Source organism: Clostridiales bacterium FE2011, assembly GCA_017569305.1.
In the GTDB taxonomy this organism is placed as follows: domain Bacteria; phylum Bacillota; class Clostridia; order Christensenellales; family Aristaeellaceae; genus Aristaeella.
The window spans coordinates 3,468,776-3,486,501 of sequence record CP069418.1; the positions used below are offsets into that span (position 1 = coordinate 3,468,776).

General features: G+C 52.8%; 14 protein-coding genes and 5 tRNA genes. 12 read left to right on the top strand and 7 right to left on the bottom strand.

From position 1 onward, the window contains the following. Positions 1-17: 17 nt before the first annotated feature. The 6 genes from JRC49_15555 to JRC49_15580 all read left to right on the top strand — a co-directional run bounded on the left by JRC49_15555 (position 18) and on the right by JRC49_15580 (position 9,167). Positions 18-3,395: a DUF4982 domain-containing protein gene (locus tag JRC49_15555; GenBank protein ID QTE71175.1), complete on the top strand. Its 3,378-nt coding sequence runs from the start codon at positions 18-20 to the stop codon at positions 3,393-3,395. A 61-nt stretch (positions 3,396-3,456) separates the two neighbouring features. Further along, positions 3,457-4,509: a flippase-like domain-containing protein gene (locus tag JRC49_15560; protein ID QTE71176.1), complete on the top strand. Its 1,053-nt coding sequence runs from the start codon at positions 3,457-3,459 to the stop codon at positions 4,507-4,509. A 120-nt stretch (positions 4,510-4,629) separates the two neighbouring features. After that, positions 4,630-5,487, top strand: a complete 858-nt coding sequence (locus JRC49_15565) for a transporter substrate-binding domain-containing protein (protein ID QTE71177.1) — start codon at positions 4,630-4,632, stop codon at positions 5,485-5,487. A 31-nt stretch (positions 5,488-5,518) separates the two neighbouring features. Beyond that, entirely contained in the window at positions 5,519-6,334 is an 816-nt protein-coding gene (locus tag JRC49_15570) for an amino acid ABC transporter permease (GenBank protein ID QTE71178.1), read from the top strand. A 25-nt stretch (positions 6,335-6,359) separates the two neighbouring features. Next, positions 6,360-7,091 (top strand): amino acid ABC transporter ATP-binding protein, encoded by a 732-nt coding sequence (locus JRC49_15575; GenBank protein ID QTE72903.1) that lies wholly within the window; start codon positions 6,360-6,362, stop codon positions 7,089-7,091. A gap of 159 nt (positions 7,092-7,250) precedes the next feature. Next, the gene (locus tag JRC49_15580; GenBank protein ID QTE71179.1) at positions 7,251-9,167 is read left to right on the top strand and encodes a GGDEF domain-containing protein; all 1,917 of its coding nucleotides are present in this window, start codon (positions 7,251-7,253) and stop codon (positions 9,165-9,167) included. A 42-nt stretch (positions 9,168-9,209) separates the two neighbouring features. Here JRC49_15580 and JRC49_15585 read toward each other — a convergent pair whose 3' ends face one another. The 6 genes from JRC49_15585 to JRC49_15610 all read right to left on the bottom strand — a co-directional run bounded on the left by JRC49_15585 (position 9,210) and on the right by JRC49_15610 (position 14,748). Next, positions 9,210-9,515, bottom strand: a complete 306-nt coding sequence (locus JRC49_15585; GenBank protein ID QTE71180.1) for a DUF1292 domain-containing protein — start codon at positions 9,513-9,515, stop codon at positions 9,210-9,212. 4 nt (positions 9,516-9,519) lie between these two features. Continuing rightward, positions 9,520-9,945 (bottom strand): Holliday junction resolvase RuvX, encoded by a 426-nt coding sequence (gene ruvX / locus JRC49_15590; protein ID QTE71181.1) that lies wholly within the window; start codon positions 9,943-9,945, stop codon positions 9,520-9,522. A gap of 61 nt (positions 9,946-10,006) precedes the next feature. Further along, positions 10,007-12,160 (bottom strand): polyribonucleotide nucleotidyltransferase, encoded by a 2,154-nt coding sequence (locus JRC49_15595; protein QTE71182.1) that lies wholly within the window; start codon positions 12,158-12,160, stop codon positions 10,007-10,009. A 191-nt stretch (positions 12,161-12,351) separates the two neighbouring features. Then, positions 12,352-12,606, bottom strand: coding sequence for a 30S ribosomal protein S15 (gene rpsO / locus JRC49_15600; protein QTE71183.1), 255 nt, complete (start codon positions 12,604-12,606; stop codon positions 12,352-12,354). Positions 12,607-12,808: 202 nt separating this feature from the next. Beyond that, complete coding sequence (gene pyrR / locus JRC49_15605; GenBank protein ID QTE71184.1) at positions 12,809-13,345, bottom strand: bifunctional pyr operon transcriptional regulator/uracil phosphoribosyltransferase PyrR; 537 nt, start codon at positions 13,343-13,345, stop codon at positions 12,809-12,811. A 62-nt stretch (positions 13,346-13,407) separates the two neighbouring features. After that, the gene (locus tag JRC49_15610; protein QTE71185.1) at positions 13,408-14,748 is read right to left on the bottom strand and encodes a uracil-xanthine permease; all 1,341 of its coding nucleotides are present in this window, start codon (positions 14,746-14,748) and stop codon (positions 13,408-13,410) included. Between the two features lie 312 nt (positions 14,749-15,060). Between JRC49_15610 and JRC49_15615 the strand changes: the two genes are divergently transcribed. The 6 genes from JRC49_15615 (at position 15,061) to JRC49_15640 (ending at position 16,013) form a co-directional block, all read left to right on the top strand. Continuing rightward, positions 15,061-15,136: transfer RNA gene (locus JRC49_15615), tRNA-Val, on the top strand. Between the two features lie 7 nt (positions 15,137-15,143). Further along, a tRNA-Asp gene (locus JRC49_15620) sits at positions 15,144-15,220 on the top strand. A 5-nt stretch (positions 15,221-15,225) separates the two neighbouring features. Beyond that, positions 15,226-15,298: transfer RNA gene (locus tag JRC49_15625), tRNA-Phe, on the top strand. An 8-nt stretch (positions 15,299-15,306) separates the two neighbouring features. After that, positions 15,307-15,382 (top strand) — tRNA-Gly (locus JRC49_15630). A gap of 7 nt (positions 15,383-15,389) precedes the next feature. After that, positions 15,390-15,461: transfer RNA gene (locus JRC49_15635), tRNA-Cys, on the top strand. Positions 15,462-15,722: 261 nt separating this feature from the next. After that, positions 15,723-16,013 carry a zinc-ribbon domain containing protein gene (locus JRC49_15640; GenBank protein QTE71186.1) on the top strand — a complete coding sequence of 97 codons (291 nt, stop codon included), beginning with the start codon at positions 15,723-15,725 and terminating at the stop codon, positions 16,011-16,013. A 51-nt stretch (positions 16,014-16,064) separates the two neighbouring features. Here the strand turns inward: JRC49_15640 and JRC49_15645 are convergent, their stop codons facing one another. Further along, a complete protein-coding gene (locus JRC49_15645) occupies positions 16,065-17,726 on the bottom strand; it encodes a phospho-sugar mutase (protein QTE71187.1) in 1,662 nt (553 codons plus the stop codon).

Genomic DNA, 17,726 nt, shown 5'->3' on the forward strand with positions numbered 1-17,726 from the left:
GACAGCAGGGAGTTATAATGCGTACGCTGATCAACGATCAATGGTCCTTTGCCAAGCTTTCCGCAGGATCCACGCTGAAAGACGCGGAGACAGCAACTTTTATGCCTGTGGATCTGCCGCACGACTGGCTGATCCGGGAAGAGAAAGATTTGTACGAAACGGCAGACGCCTGGTACAGGCGGACGATTGAACTTCCTGAAGATCATGAACCGGTGGTAATGCTCCGGTTTGACGGCGTATATATGGATTGCGACGTGCTGCTGAACGGAGAAATCCTCTGCAGCCATCCCTACGGATATACAGCGTTTGACGTGCCGCTGGGCAGGAAACTGAAGAGCGGCAAAAACGTAGTGACGGTCCATATCCGGCATCAAAGTCCCAACAGCCGGTGGTATTCAGGAAGCGGCATATACCGGGACGTATACCTGGTAACCCTGCCTGAAAACCATCTGATTCCCGATGGGATTTCTGTTAAGGAAAACTATACAGAAGAACTGGGATGGAGCGTGCAAATCAAAGCGGAAACCGCAGGAGAACCACAATCTTTTGAATGCGTCTTGCAGGATATGAGAGGTGAATCCGTCGGCAGAACAGCCGGTACGTCGGCAGAAGGATTCATCCGGGCTTTGATTCCCATCAAAGAAGGCAGACCCTGGTCTCCGGAGGATCCCTATCTTTATACACTGACCATCAAATACGGAAAACAGACCGAAGTCAAAAAGATCGGACTAAGGTCTGTTTTCGCTGATCCGGATCAGGGACTCTTCCTGAACGGCAGGAAAACCAGGCTGAAAGGCGTGTGCCTGCATCATGACCTTGGTGCGCTGGGCGCAGCTTTTCATGAAAAAGCGGCCCGCAGGCAGTTGAAACTCATGAAGGACATGGGCGTGAACGCTGTCCGGACGAGTCATAATCCCCCTGCGGAAAAATGGCTGGATCTGTGCGATGAGATGGGAATGCTGGTGGTTGACGAAGCCTTTGATATGTGGGAAAGGCCGAAAACAACATATGACTATGCACGGTTTTTCCCCGAATGGTATCAGAAGGACGTTGCCAGCTGGATCCGCAGGGACCGGTGCCATGCCTGCGTAATCATGTGGTCCATCGGCAACGAAATTTATGATATGCACGCGGATGAGCGAGGAACAGCCGTTACACAGCTTCTGGCAGATGAAGTACGGAAGCATGATCCGGAAAAACACGCCTATGTTACCTTCGGCTGCAATTATATGCAATGGGAAGGCGGACAGCGCTGCGCTGAAAGAGTGGATATCGTTGGATACAACTACGGGGAAAAGTTATATGAAGCGCATCATGCTGCCCACCCGAAATGGATTATCTGCGGAAGCGAAACCGGCAGCATCCTGTCCAGCAGGGGAATCTATCATTTTCCGATGAGCCAGAGCATCATGAGCGACGCGGATCAGCAGTGTTCCGCCCTGGGAAACAGCAATACCAGCTGGGGCGCGGACAGCCTGAAGCGGCTTATTACAGAAGACCTGCATCACTCCTTCAGCCTGGGACAGTTCATCTGGAGCGGCATCGACTATATCGGCGAACCTACGCCGTACCATACACGGTCCTGCTATTTCGGCCAGGCGGACACAGCCTGTTTTCCCAAGGATTCCTATTATCTTTTCAAAAGCTTCTGGAATCCGGAAAAAATGATCCATATCGGCGTGAACTGGGACTGGAATCCCGGACAGTTGATTGATATTCCGGTAATGACAAACTGCTATGAAACAGAACTTTTCCTGAACGGAAAATCCTGCGGAAAGCAGAAACCGGATTACAGCAGCATGGGAAAGTGCCTGCCGGTCTGGCAGCTGCCGTTCCGCCCGGGTACGCTGACTGCCAGAGGATATGATGAACAGGGGCAAATACTCTGTGAAGAAAGCATCAGGACACCGGGAGAAACAGCTCAGTTTTCCCTGACCCGTGAAGAAGAAAAACTGAAAAATGACGGGTGGGACCTGGCCTTTGTGACGGTGAGCGCGGAAGACAAGGAAGGAAATCCAGTCAGAAACGCACAGGACAGGATCAAAATCGCAGTCAGCGGCGGGGGACAGCTGATCGGTACAGACAACGGAGATTCCACCGATCCGGACAGCTATCAATGCGACTGCAGGAGGTTGTTCTCCGGAAAGCTGCTGCTGATCATCCGATCAAACGGAAAACATGAAGACGTATCTGTATGCATCCGGAGCAGCAATGGAATCTGTGCAGAGATGACAATACCTGTGGAGAAAGCAGAAATGAAAAAAGGCATTTCATGCATTCAAAAAGCTGCTGAAAAGCCTCTCACAGGCAGTGTTCCGGCACGCAGGCTGGAAATCCGGGCCATCGGCAGTACCAGGCTGACAGAGCAGAATCCTGAATGTTCCTTTGAATACCGCATCCTGCCTGCGGATGCAGGCGACATGCCCGTTACCTGGGAAGTGACCAACGCGGCGGGAATTGCATCCCCTTATGTAAAAATCACCGGGAAAAATCACAGGATAACTGTACGCGCAGAAGGGGACGGGCAATATTACCTGCGGGGACTGTGCGGAAGTCAGGACGGCGGATGTGAATTCATCAGCCAGATGGAATTCATTGCGGAAGGTACCGGTAATCCCGCCCTGGATCCTTTCTCCTATGTTTCCGCCGGACTGTACGACCTTCACAAAGGAAATATCGGTACGGGAAATGAAAAGGGGATAGCTTTTGACCGGTACGGGGAAAGCATGATCGGATTCAGCCGCGTTGACTTCGGTAAGACAGGATCTGATACAGTCACAGCGGACATTTTCGCGCTGAACGATGATCCCTATGATATGGAACTGTGGACCTGCGGGACAAACGGCACAGAACACCTGACAGCCGTGCTTCATTATGAAAAGAAAAGCATCTGGAATGTTTACCAGCCGGAAACATGGAAGCTTCCGGAAAGACTGACCGGACTTCAGACACTGAAATTCAGGATGAAGGACAAGGTCCACATGAAGGGATTTGTCTTTGAAAAACAGATGAACGCCTATATCCGCCATCCGGCGGGAAGCGCGGATCAGCTTTACGGCGACAGTTTCGAACAAACCGGAAACACCGTGACCCATATCGGAAACAACGTCACACTGGCCTGGAACGATATGGATTTCGGCGGAGAAAAAGACGTGACACTGGAGATCGAAGGGGAGACGCCGCTGGATCTCAACACGATCAGCATCCGGATTGTGAATAAAGAAGGAAAAGAATACGATACGGCGGCAGGCTTCAGCGGGAAAGGCGGAACAAAACAATGCTTCTCCGTCCGGGTGCCGGAAGGAGCCTGTACAGTCTCCTTTGTTTTCCTGCCCGGAAGCGCATTTGATTTCCACAGTTTCCGGTTTTACAGACCGGCAGCTGGACAGACTTGAAAGAATAAGGTAAAATAAATTAGTTAACCATTATGGAATTTTACTGTGAAAGGAGAGGCACATGAGTTCCGGACTCAAGAAACTCCTGAGTTTTCTGTTCATTGCGCTTTCCATCACAGTTGTCTTTTTTATTGCGTTCAGCAATGAAGACCTGTCGAACGCTTTTGACGCGATCAGACAGATGAACCTGACCTGGCTGGCCTGCATTTTGGGCTGCTGGCTGATCTATACGGTCTGCGACGGCCTCAATTACTGGTTCTATCTCAGGGGACAGGGATTCAAATTCAGTATCGGACGTGCTGTAAATGTGGCGCTGATCGGATTTTATTACTGCAATATTACGCCCAGCTCCGCCGGCGGACAGCCCATGCAGGTCAATTCCATGCGCAAGGCCGGGATCCCGGTCGGATACGGTACCATGGCAGTAACCATCCGGTTTATTACCAACCAGACGATGACGTCCCTGATCGCACTGGTGCTTTATATCCTGAATCACGATTTTGTCCATCAGCAGCTGGCCGGCGCCATCTGGATTGTACGGATCGGCTGGCTGATCAATTTTGCCGCGGTTCCGCTGGTTCTGCTGGCCGCGTTCAAGCGGAACTGGGTCCAGAAGTTTGCGGAGATGCTGATCAACAGGCTGGATAAGATGCATATAGTCCGCAATAAGGAAGCGGCGATCTCCAAGGTGACAGAGGTGCTGGATACCTACCATACCGCGCTGCTTGACCTGATGCATTCTCCCGGGCAGATTCTGCTGCAGTTTGCCTGTTCCACCATGGGGCTGCTGGCGCTGTTCGGCACAACCGTATTCGTCTATTATGCTTTCGGCCTTACCGGAACGCCCTGGTACCAGATCCTGACCATCAGCAGCCTGCTGTTTGTCAGCGCCAGCTATACGCCCCTTCCCGGCGCCAGCGGCGCACAGGAAGGCGGATTCCTGCTCTATTTCAGGGATATCTTCAAGGACGGTACTATCGGTCTCGCCCTGTTGATCTGGAGGTTCTTCACTTTCTACCTGTACCTGATCGTGGGCGTATTCACCATTATCCTGGAGAAGATTATCCTGCGCAGGGAAGCCCGGAAACGCAAAAACGCATCCAAAGCCGCCTGAGGGCGGCTCTTTTCATATACACGAAAAAAAAACTTGTAACGGACAGTGATTCCAGATAAAATCTGTCTATAAAGTTATCTTTTTTCATGAATGGAAAAGACAACTGAATGAGAACAGACAATGGAGGGGTTCCTGATGAAAAGGTTTCTTTTGGTTCTCACAATTCTGACGATGGTATTTGTTTCTGTTTCCTTTGCTGAAGGCACCATCGAAGGCCTGGAAGACGGCGTGCTGACCGTGGCCATGGAATGCGCCTATGCTCCCTACAACTGGGCCCAGCCGGATGATTCCAACGGCGCTGTGCCGATCGCGGGTTCCACACTGTACGCCAACGGCTATGACGTGATGACTGCCAAAGCCATCTGTGAAGCAAACGGCTGGGATCTTGAAATCAAACAGCTGGACTGGGATTCCCTGGTACCCGCCGTGCAGTCCGGCGTATGCGACGCGGTTATCGCAGGCCAGAGCATGACCAGTGAGCGTATGGAAGCCGTCGATTTTGCCGGACCCTATCTGTATGCCACCATCGTATGCCTGACCAGGAATGACAGCGCTTTCGCAGGCGCGAAGGGCATTTCCGAACTGAAGGGCGGTACCTGCACCAGCCAGACCGGAACCATCTGGTACGACGTATGCCTGCCCCAGATTCCCGAAGCCAAAATCCAGATGGCGGCTGAATCCGCTCCGGCAATGCTTATGGCGGTTGCTTCCGGCATGGTGGACTTTGTCTGCACCGATATGCCCACAGCCCAGGCTGCCCTGATTGCCTATCCGGAACTGGTGCTGCTTGACTTTGCCGGCAGCGGAGACGACTTTGAAGTATCCGATGAAGAAATCAACATCGGCGTATCCGTCAAAAAAGGCAATACCGCGCTGGTTGACAAAATCAACAGCGTACTGGAAGGCAAAACCGCGGATGATTTCAACGCATTGATGGCTGAAGCGATCAAGATCCAGCCCCTGGGCGATGAAGAATAAGAGACAAACAGGATAAGGAAGAAAATAATTTATGTTTGGCAAGCTCCTGTCTGATATCAGCGGATTATGGGCCAAATACGGTACGACATACCTGCAGGGGATAGGCAATACCCTGATCCTTGCCGTTACGGCAACGCTGATCGGATGTGTGATCGGATTCCTGTGCGGTATCCTGCAGACGATTCCCTGCGGAAAGAAAGACCCGGTGATCAAGCGGGTCCTGCTTCGTATTGTCCGCATTATCATCCGCGCCTACGTAGAGCTTTTCCGCGGTACGCCCATGATCCTGCAGGCCGTCTTTATCTTCTACGGTCTTCCGTATTTCTTTAATGTCAATTTCTCCAGCATATGGACGGTCAGTATCCTTGTTGTATCGATCAACACAGGCGCGTACATGGCAGAGTCCGTACGCGGCGGAATCATGAGTATCGATCCCGGTCAGTTTGAAGGCGCAAAAGCCATCGGCATGAACCACTGGCAGACGATGCTCTATATCATCCTGCCCCAGACGCTGCGGAATATCATGCCCCAGATCGGCAACAACTACATCATCAACGTCAAGGATACGTCTGTGATGTTCATCATCGGGTTCTCCGATTTCTTTGCCGCGCATAAGATGGTGGCCGGCGCCGTATTCAAGTATTTTCCTTCCGCTTTTATCGAGATGGGCGGATACCTGTGCATGACGCTGCTGGCTTCCTTCCTGCTGCGGAAGCTGGAAAAGAAACTGGCCGGGAAATCCAATTATGAACTGGTGACCACAGACCAGCTTGTCATGACAGCCGGAACATACAACTATCCGGACCACCAGGAAGCATCGCCCTTCGGCGATACCGACAAAGAGTGAAAGGAGAGGGACAATGAGCGAACACATTCTTGAAATCCGCCACCTCTCCAAAGCCTTCGGAACGCACGCCGTGCTGAAGGATATTGACTTTACGGTGGATAAGGGGGACGTGACCACCATCATCGGCGCCAGCGGAAGCGGAAAATCAACGCTGCTGCGATGCATCAACCTGCTGGAAACACTGACTACCGGTGAAATCCTGTTTCACGGGAAGGATATCACAGGACGCGGCGTCAATTCCTCCGCATACCGGGCCAAGGTCGGTATGGTATTCCAGAGCTTTAACCTGTTCAACAACCTGACCGTTCTGGCAAACTGCATGATCGGCCAGCAGAAGGTGCTGAAGACCGGACATGATGAAGCTCGGAAACGGGCCCTGTATTATCTGAACAAAGTAGGGATGGCGCCATACATCAATGCCAGGCCGGACCAGATTTCCGGCGGACAGAAACAGCGCGTGGCAATTGCCCGTGCCCTGGCCATGGAACCGGAGATCCTGCTTTTTGACGAACCTACCTCCGCACTGGACCCTGAAATGGTGGGAGAGGTGCTGGACGTCATGAAATCCCTGGCAACGAAGGATAACATGACCATGCTGGTTGTGACCCATGAGATGTCTTTTGCCCGGGACGTCAGCAGCCATGTGGTTTATATGGCTGACGGCGTGATCGAGGAAGAAGGGGACCCTGAAAAGATCTTCTCCAATCCCGAGAGTCCAAAGACGAAGGACTTCCTGAAAAGGATCCTCAACAACTGACTTGAATAATAAAAAAGGACTGAGAGAATCAGTCCTTTTTTACTGCAGGTACAGACATATTTTACTTGTTTCCGAACATTTCACATGATAGAATGTGAAACAGAAAACACCCGAACATTGATCCCGTCCAATCATTCTCCCCGGGAGGAAAAGACGATCATGCGCCGCAAGAGAATTGCCGTACTGATGGCCAGTATTGAGCGAGAATACCAGCAGCATTTCGCATCCGGCCTGGCTGAAGCCAGCGCCGGATACGGGATTGATATCTGCATATTCAACAGTATGGGATATATGGATGTTTCGCTGTCCACCAGTGAGACTGAAGAAAGCATGATCTATGACCTGCCGGACCTGGAGACATTTGACGGGATTATCTCCATGCCTGCTACCATGGGAAGCGAAGCCACGCTCCGGAAAATATTTGAAGTTATTACGCCCCTGAAAGGAAAGCCGCATATTTCCATAGACGTTATCCAGGAAAACGCGGTGACCATCCAGTTCAACGATAAAAACAGCGTGGAAGAGCTGACAGAACATATGATCAGCCGTCATGGCGCAAAACGCATCATGTATGTCTGCGGTCCGATGCATTCAGAAGTTGCCATGGAACGGCTGGATGCCTGCAGGAACATGATGCGCCGTTACGGCATTGAACTGGACGAAAAACTTCTTTTTGACGGACAATGGACGCGTACGGGCGGGAGGCAGGCGGCAGAGAAGATGCTCGCCATGCATGAAGCACTGCCGGACGCTATTCTGTGCGGCAATGACGATATGGCCCTGGGCGTGATAGAATACCTGAGCGAACACGGAATCCGCGTACCCAGGGATGTGGCTGTCACCGGATTTGACGCCTCCCGGGAGGCGGTGATGCGGGGTGTGACAACGATCCGCAGGCCGATTGACAGGACGGCTCAGAAAGCCATTGAAATCCTGAATAAATGGATTGACGGAGCAAAACCGGCGGAAAAAGTGATCCATATGAATACCATCCCGGTATACGGAGACAGCTGCGGATGCCTGAAGAACCAGGAGCACCTGAATGAAATGCTGCGAAACCTGGGAACGGAAAAATGGAACATGGAAACAACCCTTACCTGCATCAGTATGTACGCGGGAAGCATGGCCGGGGTCGGTGACGAACAGGAGGCTCATCACAGAATCCAGGAATTCATACGGTACTGGGATATCCGCGACTTTTTCCTTTGCGTCGATCCGTCGGTCTGCAGGGAAACGGACAGGGAAGAGACAGGAAACAGATCCTATCCGGACGAAATGCTGCTGTTATACGGCATGACGGACGGGAAAACCTATCAGCCGGTCCTTTATTCCATCCATAACCTGGTTCCGGCATTTGATGAGGAAAGGAAAACAACGCTGTGCCTGATCTTCTGCCCGCTGTATTACCGGAACAGAAGTTTCGGGTACGTGGGGCTGAATCCGGGCAGCCTGACCAGCGGAGCGGCCCTGTATCCCTTCCTGATGCTCCTGAACGGGGCCCTGATGAGCCTCTACCTCCAGACCAATATCAAAAGATACACGAGCACTATAGAGCAGATGGCTATCAGGGATATCATGACCGGATTGCTGAACCGGAGGGGATTCCTGGAAAAAGCCCCGGCGGTGATGGAAAAAGCCAGAAAAGATAACAAGGTGTTTGCCATTCTCAGCGCTGATATGAACCATATGAAGCATATCAACGATGAATTCGGCCATCAGTCCGGCGACATCGCCATCTGCAGGATGGGAAAGGCAATGGAAAGCCTGGGAGAATTCTCCTTTGTTCCCGTTCATATCAGCGGAGATGAATTCCTGGCCTACGGCATCCTCGACAGTACGGAAGAGGCGGAGAAACTCAAGGACTGCGCCAGGGAAGCGATCAGCGACCTGAATGCAAGGGATCCCTGGATTTGTGATATCAGCGCCAGTTTCGGTATTTACGCGGAAATTCCGGGGAAAGAGGATACCCTTGACCAGTATATGACGATGGCTGACAGGCGGATGTATGAGGAAAAGAACAGCCGTAAATTCGGACGAAGGAAAGAAGACCTGAAGATAAACAATGAAAAAGGCTGAAACCGTTCAGTGTTTCAGCCTTTTTGAATCCGGAAACCGGAATTATTCCTCGCTTCCGCGCATTTCGGTAAAGCGTTTGAAAAGGATGTCTTCCAGCTCTTCATCGGGAGCGTTGTAAACATCGTTGCCTTCTTCATCCTGTTCAATCTTCAGGAAGAAAACAGCGTCATCCTCTTCCGGCTCAGCCAGGGCGAGATAAACATCTCCCTCGTATTCCAGCGCATCAACGAAAATGAAGGATACGGTTTCACCGTCATCACCGATCATTTCGATGATATCGCCTTCGGTCAGGGCGTTCACATCATCCTGTTCAAAGGAATCCTCATTGTTTTTGATTTCATCGCTCATGATATTAACCCTCCTTGTTTTTATTTTCTTCCAGCCACTGCCGGAGTATTACCGAAGCGGCAATCATATCCACCTTCTGCTTCCGCCCGGCGCGGGAAACTCCGCCCTCAATCAGCGCATCCTCCGCAGAGACCGTGGACAAGCGTTCATCCTGGAAAACAACCTGCAGACCTGCTTTGACCAGCTGATCGCAGAACTGGCGGACCTTCTGCGCCTGAAAGCCCTCGGAACCGTCCATATTCAGCGGCAGGCCGGAAAGAATACGGTTGGTCTCATAGCGTTCACAAATGGAAACAATCCGGCGCGTATCCGGCCCCCAGCCAACCCGCTGGATCACCTCCACGGGAGAGGCGATGGTTCCGGTGGGATCTGAAACAGCCACACCGATCCGGACGTCACCGATATCCAGGCAGACAATTCGTTCGTTCATACTTCTTGGAAAAAAGCGTGCCTCCGGAGATACAGCAGGCTGTTCCGGAGGCAGCGTTCTATCAGTCGTGGTTGCTGTTGCGGCGGGGAGGACGACGGTTTCCATCATGACGGGAGAAATCCGTTCCGGAAGCATATTCAATGTCGTTCCTGATCAGATTAATCCGGCCCTGGGCGTCAATCTCGTTGACCTTGACTTCCAGCTCGTCACCGATATTGACAACATCTTCCACCTTTTCAACCCGCTTGTTGTCCAGCTTGGAAATGTGGATCATACCGTCCTTGCCGGGAGCCAGTTCCACAAAGGCACCGAAGTTCATGATGCGGACAACCTTTCCGGTATACACATCGCCGACTTCGATATCCTTGGCAATGCCCTCGATGATGTGGCGAGCCTTATCGGCAGCCTGCTGATCAGGCGTGGAGATAAAGACGCTGCCGTCATCCTCGATATCAATCTTCACACCGGTTTCAGCAATGATCTTGTTGATCATCTTTCCGCCGGGTCCGATGACTTCGCGGATCTTCTCGGGATTGATGGTGAAGCGGATAATCTTCGGAGCGTAGGGGCTCAGTTCAGCCCTGGGCTGTCCGAGGGTATCCAGCATGATCTTCAGGATATGCAGGCGGCCTTCCAGTGCCTGACGCAGCGCCTGCTGCAGGATGGCACGGTTGATACCCGCAATCTTGATGTCCATCTGCAGGGCAGTGATACCATTCATGGAACCGGCAACTTTGAAGTCCATGTCGCCAAGGAAGTCTTCCAGGCCCTGGATGTCAGTCAGGACAGCCAGCTTGCCGCTTTCCTTATCGGTGATCAGACCCATGGCCACACCGGCAACGGGGGCATGAATCGGAACGCCGGCGTCCATCAGGCTCAGTGTGGAGCCGCAGACGGAAGCCATGGAAGAAGAACCGTTGGAGGACAGGATTTCACTGACCAGACGCAGGGCGTAGGGGAATTCTTCCTCAGAGGGGATGACGGGCAGCAGGGCCCGTTCAGCCAGAGCGCCGTGACCGATTTCGCGGCGGCCGGGGCTCTTCAGACGGCCGGCTTCACCGGTGGCATACGGCGGCATATTGTAGTGATGGATGTAGCGCTTGAAATCTTCACTGCTCAGGCCGTCCAGGGTCTGACCTTCGCTGACAGTGCCCAGGGTGGTCACAGTCAGGGCCTGGGTCTGGCCGCGGGTGAAGATAGCGCTGCCGTGGGTCCGCGGAAGGACGCCGACATCGCACCAGATGGGGCGGATTTCGGTAACCTTGCGGCCGTCAGGACGAATACCCTCATTCAGGATCTTCGCGCGCATGACTTCTTTATTGAGGTAGTACAGCGCATCCTCAATTTCGCTTTCGCGGCCTTCGAACTTTTCAGCCAGGGCAGCCAGGGTCTCCTGCTTGGTCTGCGCTTCACGCTGCTGGCGTTCAGAACGATCGAAAGTATCGAAGGTCCAGACGCACTTGTCATAGGCAAATTCACGAACAGCGGCCTTGATGTCATCACCGGTGGTGATCAGCGGCACAACCTGCTTTTCCTTGCCGATTTCGGCAACGATCTGCTTCTGGAAGGCAACCAGCTTTTTGATCTCTTCGTGACCAAAGAGGATGGCGTCGAGCATGGTTTCTTCGGACAGTTCCTTGGCACCGGCTTCAACCATCATGATGGCCTCTTCCGTACCGGCCACATAGAGGCTCAGATCGCTTTCAGCACGCTGGGCTTCATCGGGGCAGATGACAAACTGACCGTTGACACGGCCCACCAGCACAGCGCCGGTCGGTCCGTTCCACGGAATATCGCTGACAGCCAGGGCAACGGAAGAACCGATCATGGCCGGGATTTCCGGAGGAACATCCTGTTCCACGCTGAGGATGGTGACAACAACCTGGACATCGTTCCGCATTCCCTTTTCGAACAGGGGGCGGAGAGGACGGTCGATCAGGCGGCAGGTCAGGGTAGCCTTTTCAGAGGGACGGCCTTCACGCTTGATGAAACCGCCGGGGATTTTGCCAACGGAATACTGCTTCTCTTCCACATCAACTGCGAGAGGGAAGAAATCCACGCCTTCGCGGGGAGCGGGAGCCATGGTGGCATTGACCATAACGACGGTATCGCCCAGGTGGACCCAGACAGAACCGTTGGCCTGCTCACAGTACCTGCCGAACTCCAGCGTCAGGGGACGGCCGGCAAAATCCATTGTGTACTTTTTGGATTCCATACGTTTCACTCCTTCTAAAAAATTGTCTCCGGAGCGCCGTATGCTATCATATGAAAACCCCGCCGGGATTTATACCGGGGATTTTCAAGGGATAACATACGAAACTCCGCGTTCCGGGATATCTTTTAAAGCCGCCGGAGAGTTTATCTTCCGGCGGCTTTAAAAAGCGACTTGGTACCGGGAAACGGTTATTATTTACGCAGGTTCAGCTTGGAAATCAGGGAACGGTAGCGCTCAATATCCGTTTTCTTGAGGTACTCGAGCATGTTGCGGCGGCGGCCAACCATCAGCAGCAGACCACGATTGGAATGATGGTCGTTCTTGTTGCTCTTCAGGTGCTCGTTCAGGTGATTGATTCTCTCTGTGAGGAGAGCGATCTGAACTTCGGGGGAGCCGGTGTCGCCTTCATGCTGTGCATAAGCGGCAATAATCTCGGATTTGTTCATGGGAAAATTCCTCCTTTAATGACCGGACGGGCCGGTATTTCATGTCCGCCAATTGCCGTGAACCCGGAGTATCGTTGGAGACTCGATAGTCTGAGCAGACGGTTCATACACGAACGACGTATATAATAACAAAAATAGAACGATTTGTAAACTGCCAAAGCGGAAAAAAGTGAACTTTTTCAACAAATCCGGCGTCATGACATTATAACTGGTACAAGGCAACGCCGGTTTTTCCGTCAAATTCATTCACCATAACTGATACAACTTCACTGTGACTGGTGGGGATATTTTTACCCACATAATCAGGACGGATCGGCAGTTCCCGATGGCCGCGGTCTATGAGCACCGCCAGCTGGATGGAATCCGGACGGCCGTAATGGAAGACGGCTTCAATCGCCGCACGCACCGTACGTCCCGTATAGATCACGTCATCCACGAGAATAACCTTTTTGCCGTTGATATCGCAGGGAATGGAAGTGGCGCCGGTTTCGGGAAGATCACTGACTTCGGTCAAGTCGTCCCGGTAGAGTGAAATATCGATGCTGCCCAGGGGAACATCCGTCCCCTCAAAGCTGCGGATATTATCCCGCAGGATGGCGGCAAGCGGCATCCCCCTGCGATGAATCCCCAGCAGGATAATATCGGCTGTGCCGTTGTTTTTTTCAATAATTTCGTGGGTGATGCGCTTCATGCTTCGAAGCACAGCAGCTTCATCCATGATTTCAGATTTCAGTTCCATAAAGTTTAAAAGGGCGGGGTACAGTTCAGTACCCCGCCGAACCTTTCAACGTATTTAACGAATTACTGATCGTTTTTCGCGGGGCGGTTGAAAAGCAGGTTCACGATGATACCGAGGATCAGAGCGCAGGCGATTTCGGTAATCGTGACAGAACCGATCTTCAGCGTCATGCCGCCGATACCGGCAATCAGGATCACGGAAGCGGTGAACAGGTTGCGGTTGTCGTTCAGGTCAACAGGCTGGAGCATCTTCAGACCGGAAACAGCGATGAAGCCGTACAGGGTGATGCAGACGCCGCCCATGACGCAGCTGGGAATCGTGCTCAGGAAGGTTACGAAGGGAGCAAAGAAGCTGGCAGCGATGGCAATGATCGCGGTGCACAGGATCGTGATGACGGAAGCATTGCCGGTGATGGCCACGCAGCCGACGGACTCACCGTAAGTGGTGTTGGGGCAGCCGCCGAAGAAGGCACCGGCCATGGAGCCGATACCGTCGCCCAGCAGGGTGCGATGGAGGCCGGGCTCCTCGAGCAGATCCTGATCGATGATGGTGGACAGGTTCTTATGGTCTGCAATATGCTCGGCGAAAACCACGAAGGCTACGGGAACATAGGCAACCGCGATGGAGAGGATATACTTGGCCGTGATGGTCTGGAAACCTTCGAAGGCCTTGATGAAGGTGAATTCAGGAACCCATTTCATGGAGCTGAAAGCGGTGAAATCGAGCACTTTCAGTGCGTCATTGCCGGAAGCGTTGCCGATCAGGGTGAAGATGAGGGCAACAATGTAGCCGGCAACAATACCGATAATGAAGGGAATCAGCTTCATCATTTTCTTTCCCTTGACGGAGCAGAAGACAACCGTCAGCAGGGTGACAAGGGCGCAGATCAGGCTGACCCAGCCCTGGGTATTCATGATATAAGTGCCGTTATCCAGCACAGCACCCTTCAGGGCATCGCCGATGGCGTTGCCGGCCAGGGACAATCCGATGATGGCAACGGTAGGGCCGATAACGACAGCGGGCATGAGCTTACGGACCCAGGCAACACCGGCATACTTGACGATGATGGCGATGATCACATAAACCAGACCGGCGAAAACGGCACCGATCACCAGGCCGGCATAGCCAACCGCGGTGGAGGCAGCGCCGCCGAAAGCGGCAAACATGGAACCGAGGAATGCAAAACTGGAACCAAGGAACACAGGGCTCTTGAACTTGGTGAAGAGCAGGTAGACAATCGTACCGACGCCGGCGCCGAAAAGGGCGGCGCTCTGGCTCATGCCGTTGCCAACAATGCTGGGGACGGCGATGGTCGCAGCCAGGATCGCAAGCAGCTGCTGGAGCGCGAAGACGATCAGCTGACCGAACTTGGGTTTGTCATTGACCTTGTAGACCAGATTCATAGGGGAGACCTCCTTATTATTTTTCGGAGGGTCTTGTAAAGAAAAAGCCTGCCGGCATGAAAACTGGCAAGCTACGATCCTTACTGACTATATGCGGCCGTATCTTGTCGGTATCCCGTACCGTCTTAAAGACCCACCGGACATAATATACCACAAGATCTTGTGGTATTCCATTTCATAAGTATGACAAAAGCATAAATAAAATTAGTAAGCAAAAGCAGAAAAAAAGAGCTTGACAAACATATTTGAATAAGATAATATACAAAAGCCGCTTGCGGAAACCGGGTCAGGAACGCAAGAGTCAAAGGCAACGGGAGCATAGCTCAGCTGGGAGAGCATTTGCCTTACAAGCAAAGGGTCACAGGTTCGAGCCCTGTTGTTCCCACCAAACATATGGCCCGGTAGCTCAGTTGGTTAGAGCGCCAGCCTGTCACGCTGGAGGTCGAGGGTTCGAGCCCCTTCCGGGTCGCCATATTTGCCTTGGTAGCTCAGTCGGTAGAGCATGTGACTGAAAATCACAGTGTCGGTGGTTCGATTCCGCCCCAAGGCACATTTTATGCGGTAGTAGCTCAGTTGGTAGAGTGCCACCTTGCCAAGGTGGATGTCGCGGGTCCGAGTCCCGTCTACCGCTCCATTTTTATGGTGCCATAGCCAAGCGGTAAGGCGAAGGTCTGCAAAACCTTTATTCTCCGGTTCGAATCCGGATGGCACCTCACAGAATACCGGAGTTGTACTCCGGTATTTTCATTTTCCCCCGATGTTTTGAAATGTATACATGTTAACGTTTGCATTTATATAAAAAAACTCTGTACAAAATAAAAGCGTCATGATATACTCTGACAGTAAACCCAACCCCTGGTAGTAACTACGCGGTTCATTTCCTCTATGGTTGTTACTCATAACCATTGTCTGGAACGGGGCACGAATCTTCACCAATGGCGCGGGTAAACAACATTTTTAGGAGGATATGATCCATGTACGAAGACAAGACTCTGACCTGTCGTGACTGCGGCAACGAATTCGTTTTCTCTGCCAGTGAGCAGGAATTCTTTGCCCAGAAGGGCTTCCAGAATGAGCCCACCCGCTGCCCTGCCTGCCGCGCTGCCCGTCGGGCCCAGAACGGCAATGGCGGTGCTCCCCGGCAGATGTTCACCGTGATCTGCGACGGCTGCGGCTGCGAAACCCAGGTTCCCTTCCAGCCCCGCGGAGATCGTCCCGTGTACTGCCGTGACTGCTTCGAAGCACAGCGTCAGAACCGGTTCTGATTCATCAGAAACAAAAAGGACTGCCATCAGGCAGTCCTTTCTTTTTATACTTTATTTACACAGACCGTCCACAAGCTCCTGGAGGCGGTCCAGGTTTGCTTCCGCTTCCGCTTCAGAGGCTGCCCTTGTAAAAAGGTATGCCTTGAGCTTGGGTTCCGTACCGGAGGGACGGACAATAAACTGTTCATCAGACGAAAGCGCGAAGGAGAGGACATCGCTCTTCGGAAGACCTGTGTCATCATTCAGATAATCAATCCGTGTACAGCTGTTCAGACGGACATCTGAAAAGTGCGAAAGGGGCGCACGAAGCGCGGACATGATGCTGTTCATCTTCCTGGAGCCGTTTTCGCCTTCATATTCATAGGTCAGCAGGCGCTGGACATAGAGGCCGAATTCCGCGCGCAGCTCTTGCAGACGATCCAGGAGCGTAAGTCCCTGCTCCTTGAGCCCGGCGGCCATATCGCAGAGAAGCAGGACCGCGTTAACGGCATCCTTGTCCCGGACATCCGTACCGGAAAGATAGCCGTAGCTTTCCTCAAATCCGAAGAGGAAGCGATCCGCCTGGCCCTCCGCTTCCAGCAGGCCGATCTGTTCGCCAATATATTTGAAACCGGTCAGCACATTCCGCAGTTCCAGGCCGTATTTATCACACAGGGCACGGGCCATTTCCGTGGTGACAATGGTTTTGACCACAACAGGGGGAAGGCTGCCCTGAACGGGAAGACGGTTGCGGCAGAGATAATCCAGCATGAGAATCCCCATATCATTGCCGCTGATCAGCCTGACATCATTGCCAACGCGGACGCCTGCGCCCATACGGTCACAGTCCGGATCTGTGGCGAAGCACAGATCCGCCCCGGTTTCAACGGTCTTCTGAATGGCGAGGTTCATCGCCTCACGGATTTCCGGATTCGGATAAGGGCAGGTGGGGAAGTGTCCGTCAGGCAGTTCCTGCTCGGTTACGATATCGACACGGATATTGCCGAGACGCTTCAATATTTCACGTACAGGCACATTTCCGGCGCCGTTAAGGGGTGAATAAACCACGTGAAGATGTTCGGAGGCCGGACGGGCCCGCAGGCTGAGAACAGCCTGATAATAGGCTTCTATGGTCTCATCGTTAATATACCGGATTGTACCTGCTGCCAGATGCTTCTCAAAGGAGGGAAGGCTGTCAGAAAGATCGGGCTGTTCACTGATCTTCTTCTGGATCAGATCAGCGGCCTCCAGCGTAATCTGGCAGCCGTCGGCTCCGTAAACCTTATATCCGTTGAATTTGGCAGGATTATGAGAGGCAGTGACCATTACGCCGGCGGACGCGGAGAGATGGCGTACCGCAAAGCTGAGCATAGGCGTTGGCTGAAGCCGGGGATAGAGCCAGACTTTGACGCCGCATTCGGCAAGAACAGCGGCTGTCAGCTCCGCAAAATCACGGGAATGGATCCGGCTGTCGCAGCTGACAGCACAGGAAGGATTGCTGAAGGTATCCAGCAGGTAACGGGCAAGGCCGCGTGTGGCCTTCATGACCGTAAAGAGATTCATCCGGTTTGTACCCGCGCCAAGCACGCCCCGCAGGCCGCCGGTGCCAAAGGCAAGATCCCTGTAAAAACTGTCATTGATCTGATCCTGATCCATGGACCTGAGCTCAGACAGCAGCTCTTCCGTCATCGCGGAACAGTTCATCCAGGATTCATACTTTTCCATCAGTGTCAT

Coding starts and splice junctions, on each gene's coding strand:
- JRC49_15555 (QTE71175.1), top strand. CDS start 18: ATGCGTACGCTGATCAACGATCAATGGTCCTTTGCCAAGCTTTCCGCA.
- JRC49_15560 (QTE71176.1), top strand. CDS start 3,457: ATGAGTTCCGGACTCAAGAAACTCCTGAGTTTTCTGTTCATTGCGCTT.
- JRC49_15565 (QTE71177.1), top strand. CDS start 4,630: ATGGAGGGGTTCCTGATGAAAAGGTTTCTTTTGGTTCTCACAATTCTG.
- JRC49_15570 (QTE71178.1), top strand. CDS start 5,519: ATGTTTGGCAAGCTCCTGTCTGATATCAGCGGATTATGGGCCAAATAC.
- JRC49_15580 (QTE71179.1), top strand. CDS start 7,251: ATGCGCCGCAAGAGAATTGCCGTACTGATGGCCAGTATTGAGCGAGAA.
- JRC49_15585 (QTE71180.1), bottom strand. CDS start 9,515: ATGAGCGATGAAATCAAAAACAATGAGGATTCCTTTGAACAGGATGAT.
- ruvX (QTE71181.1), bottom strand. CDS start 9,945: ATGAACGAACGAATTGTCTGCCTGGATATCGGTGACGTCCGGATCGGT.
- JRC49_15595 (QTE71182.1), bottom strand. CDS start 12,160: ATGGAATCCAAAAAGTACACAATGGATTTTGCCGGCCGTCCCCTGACG.
- rpsO (QTE71183.1), bottom strand. CDS start 12,606: ATGAACAAATCCGAGATTATTGCCGCTTATGCACAGCATGAAGGCGAC.
- pyrR (QTE71184.1), bottom strand. CDS start 13,345: ATGGAACTGAAATCTGAAATCATGGATGAAGCTGCTGTGCTTCGAAGC.
- JRC49_15610 (QTE71185.1), bottom strand. CDS start 14,748: ATGAATCTGGTCTACAAGGTCAATGACAAACCCAAGTTCGGTCAGCTG.
- JRC49_15640 (QTE71186.1), top strand. CDS start 15,723: ATGTACGAAGACAAGACTCTGACCTGTCGTGACTGCGGCAACGAATTC.
- JRC49_15645 (QTE71187.1), bottom strand. CDS start 17,726: ATGACACTGATGGAAAAGTATGAATCCTGGATGAACTGTTCCGCGATG.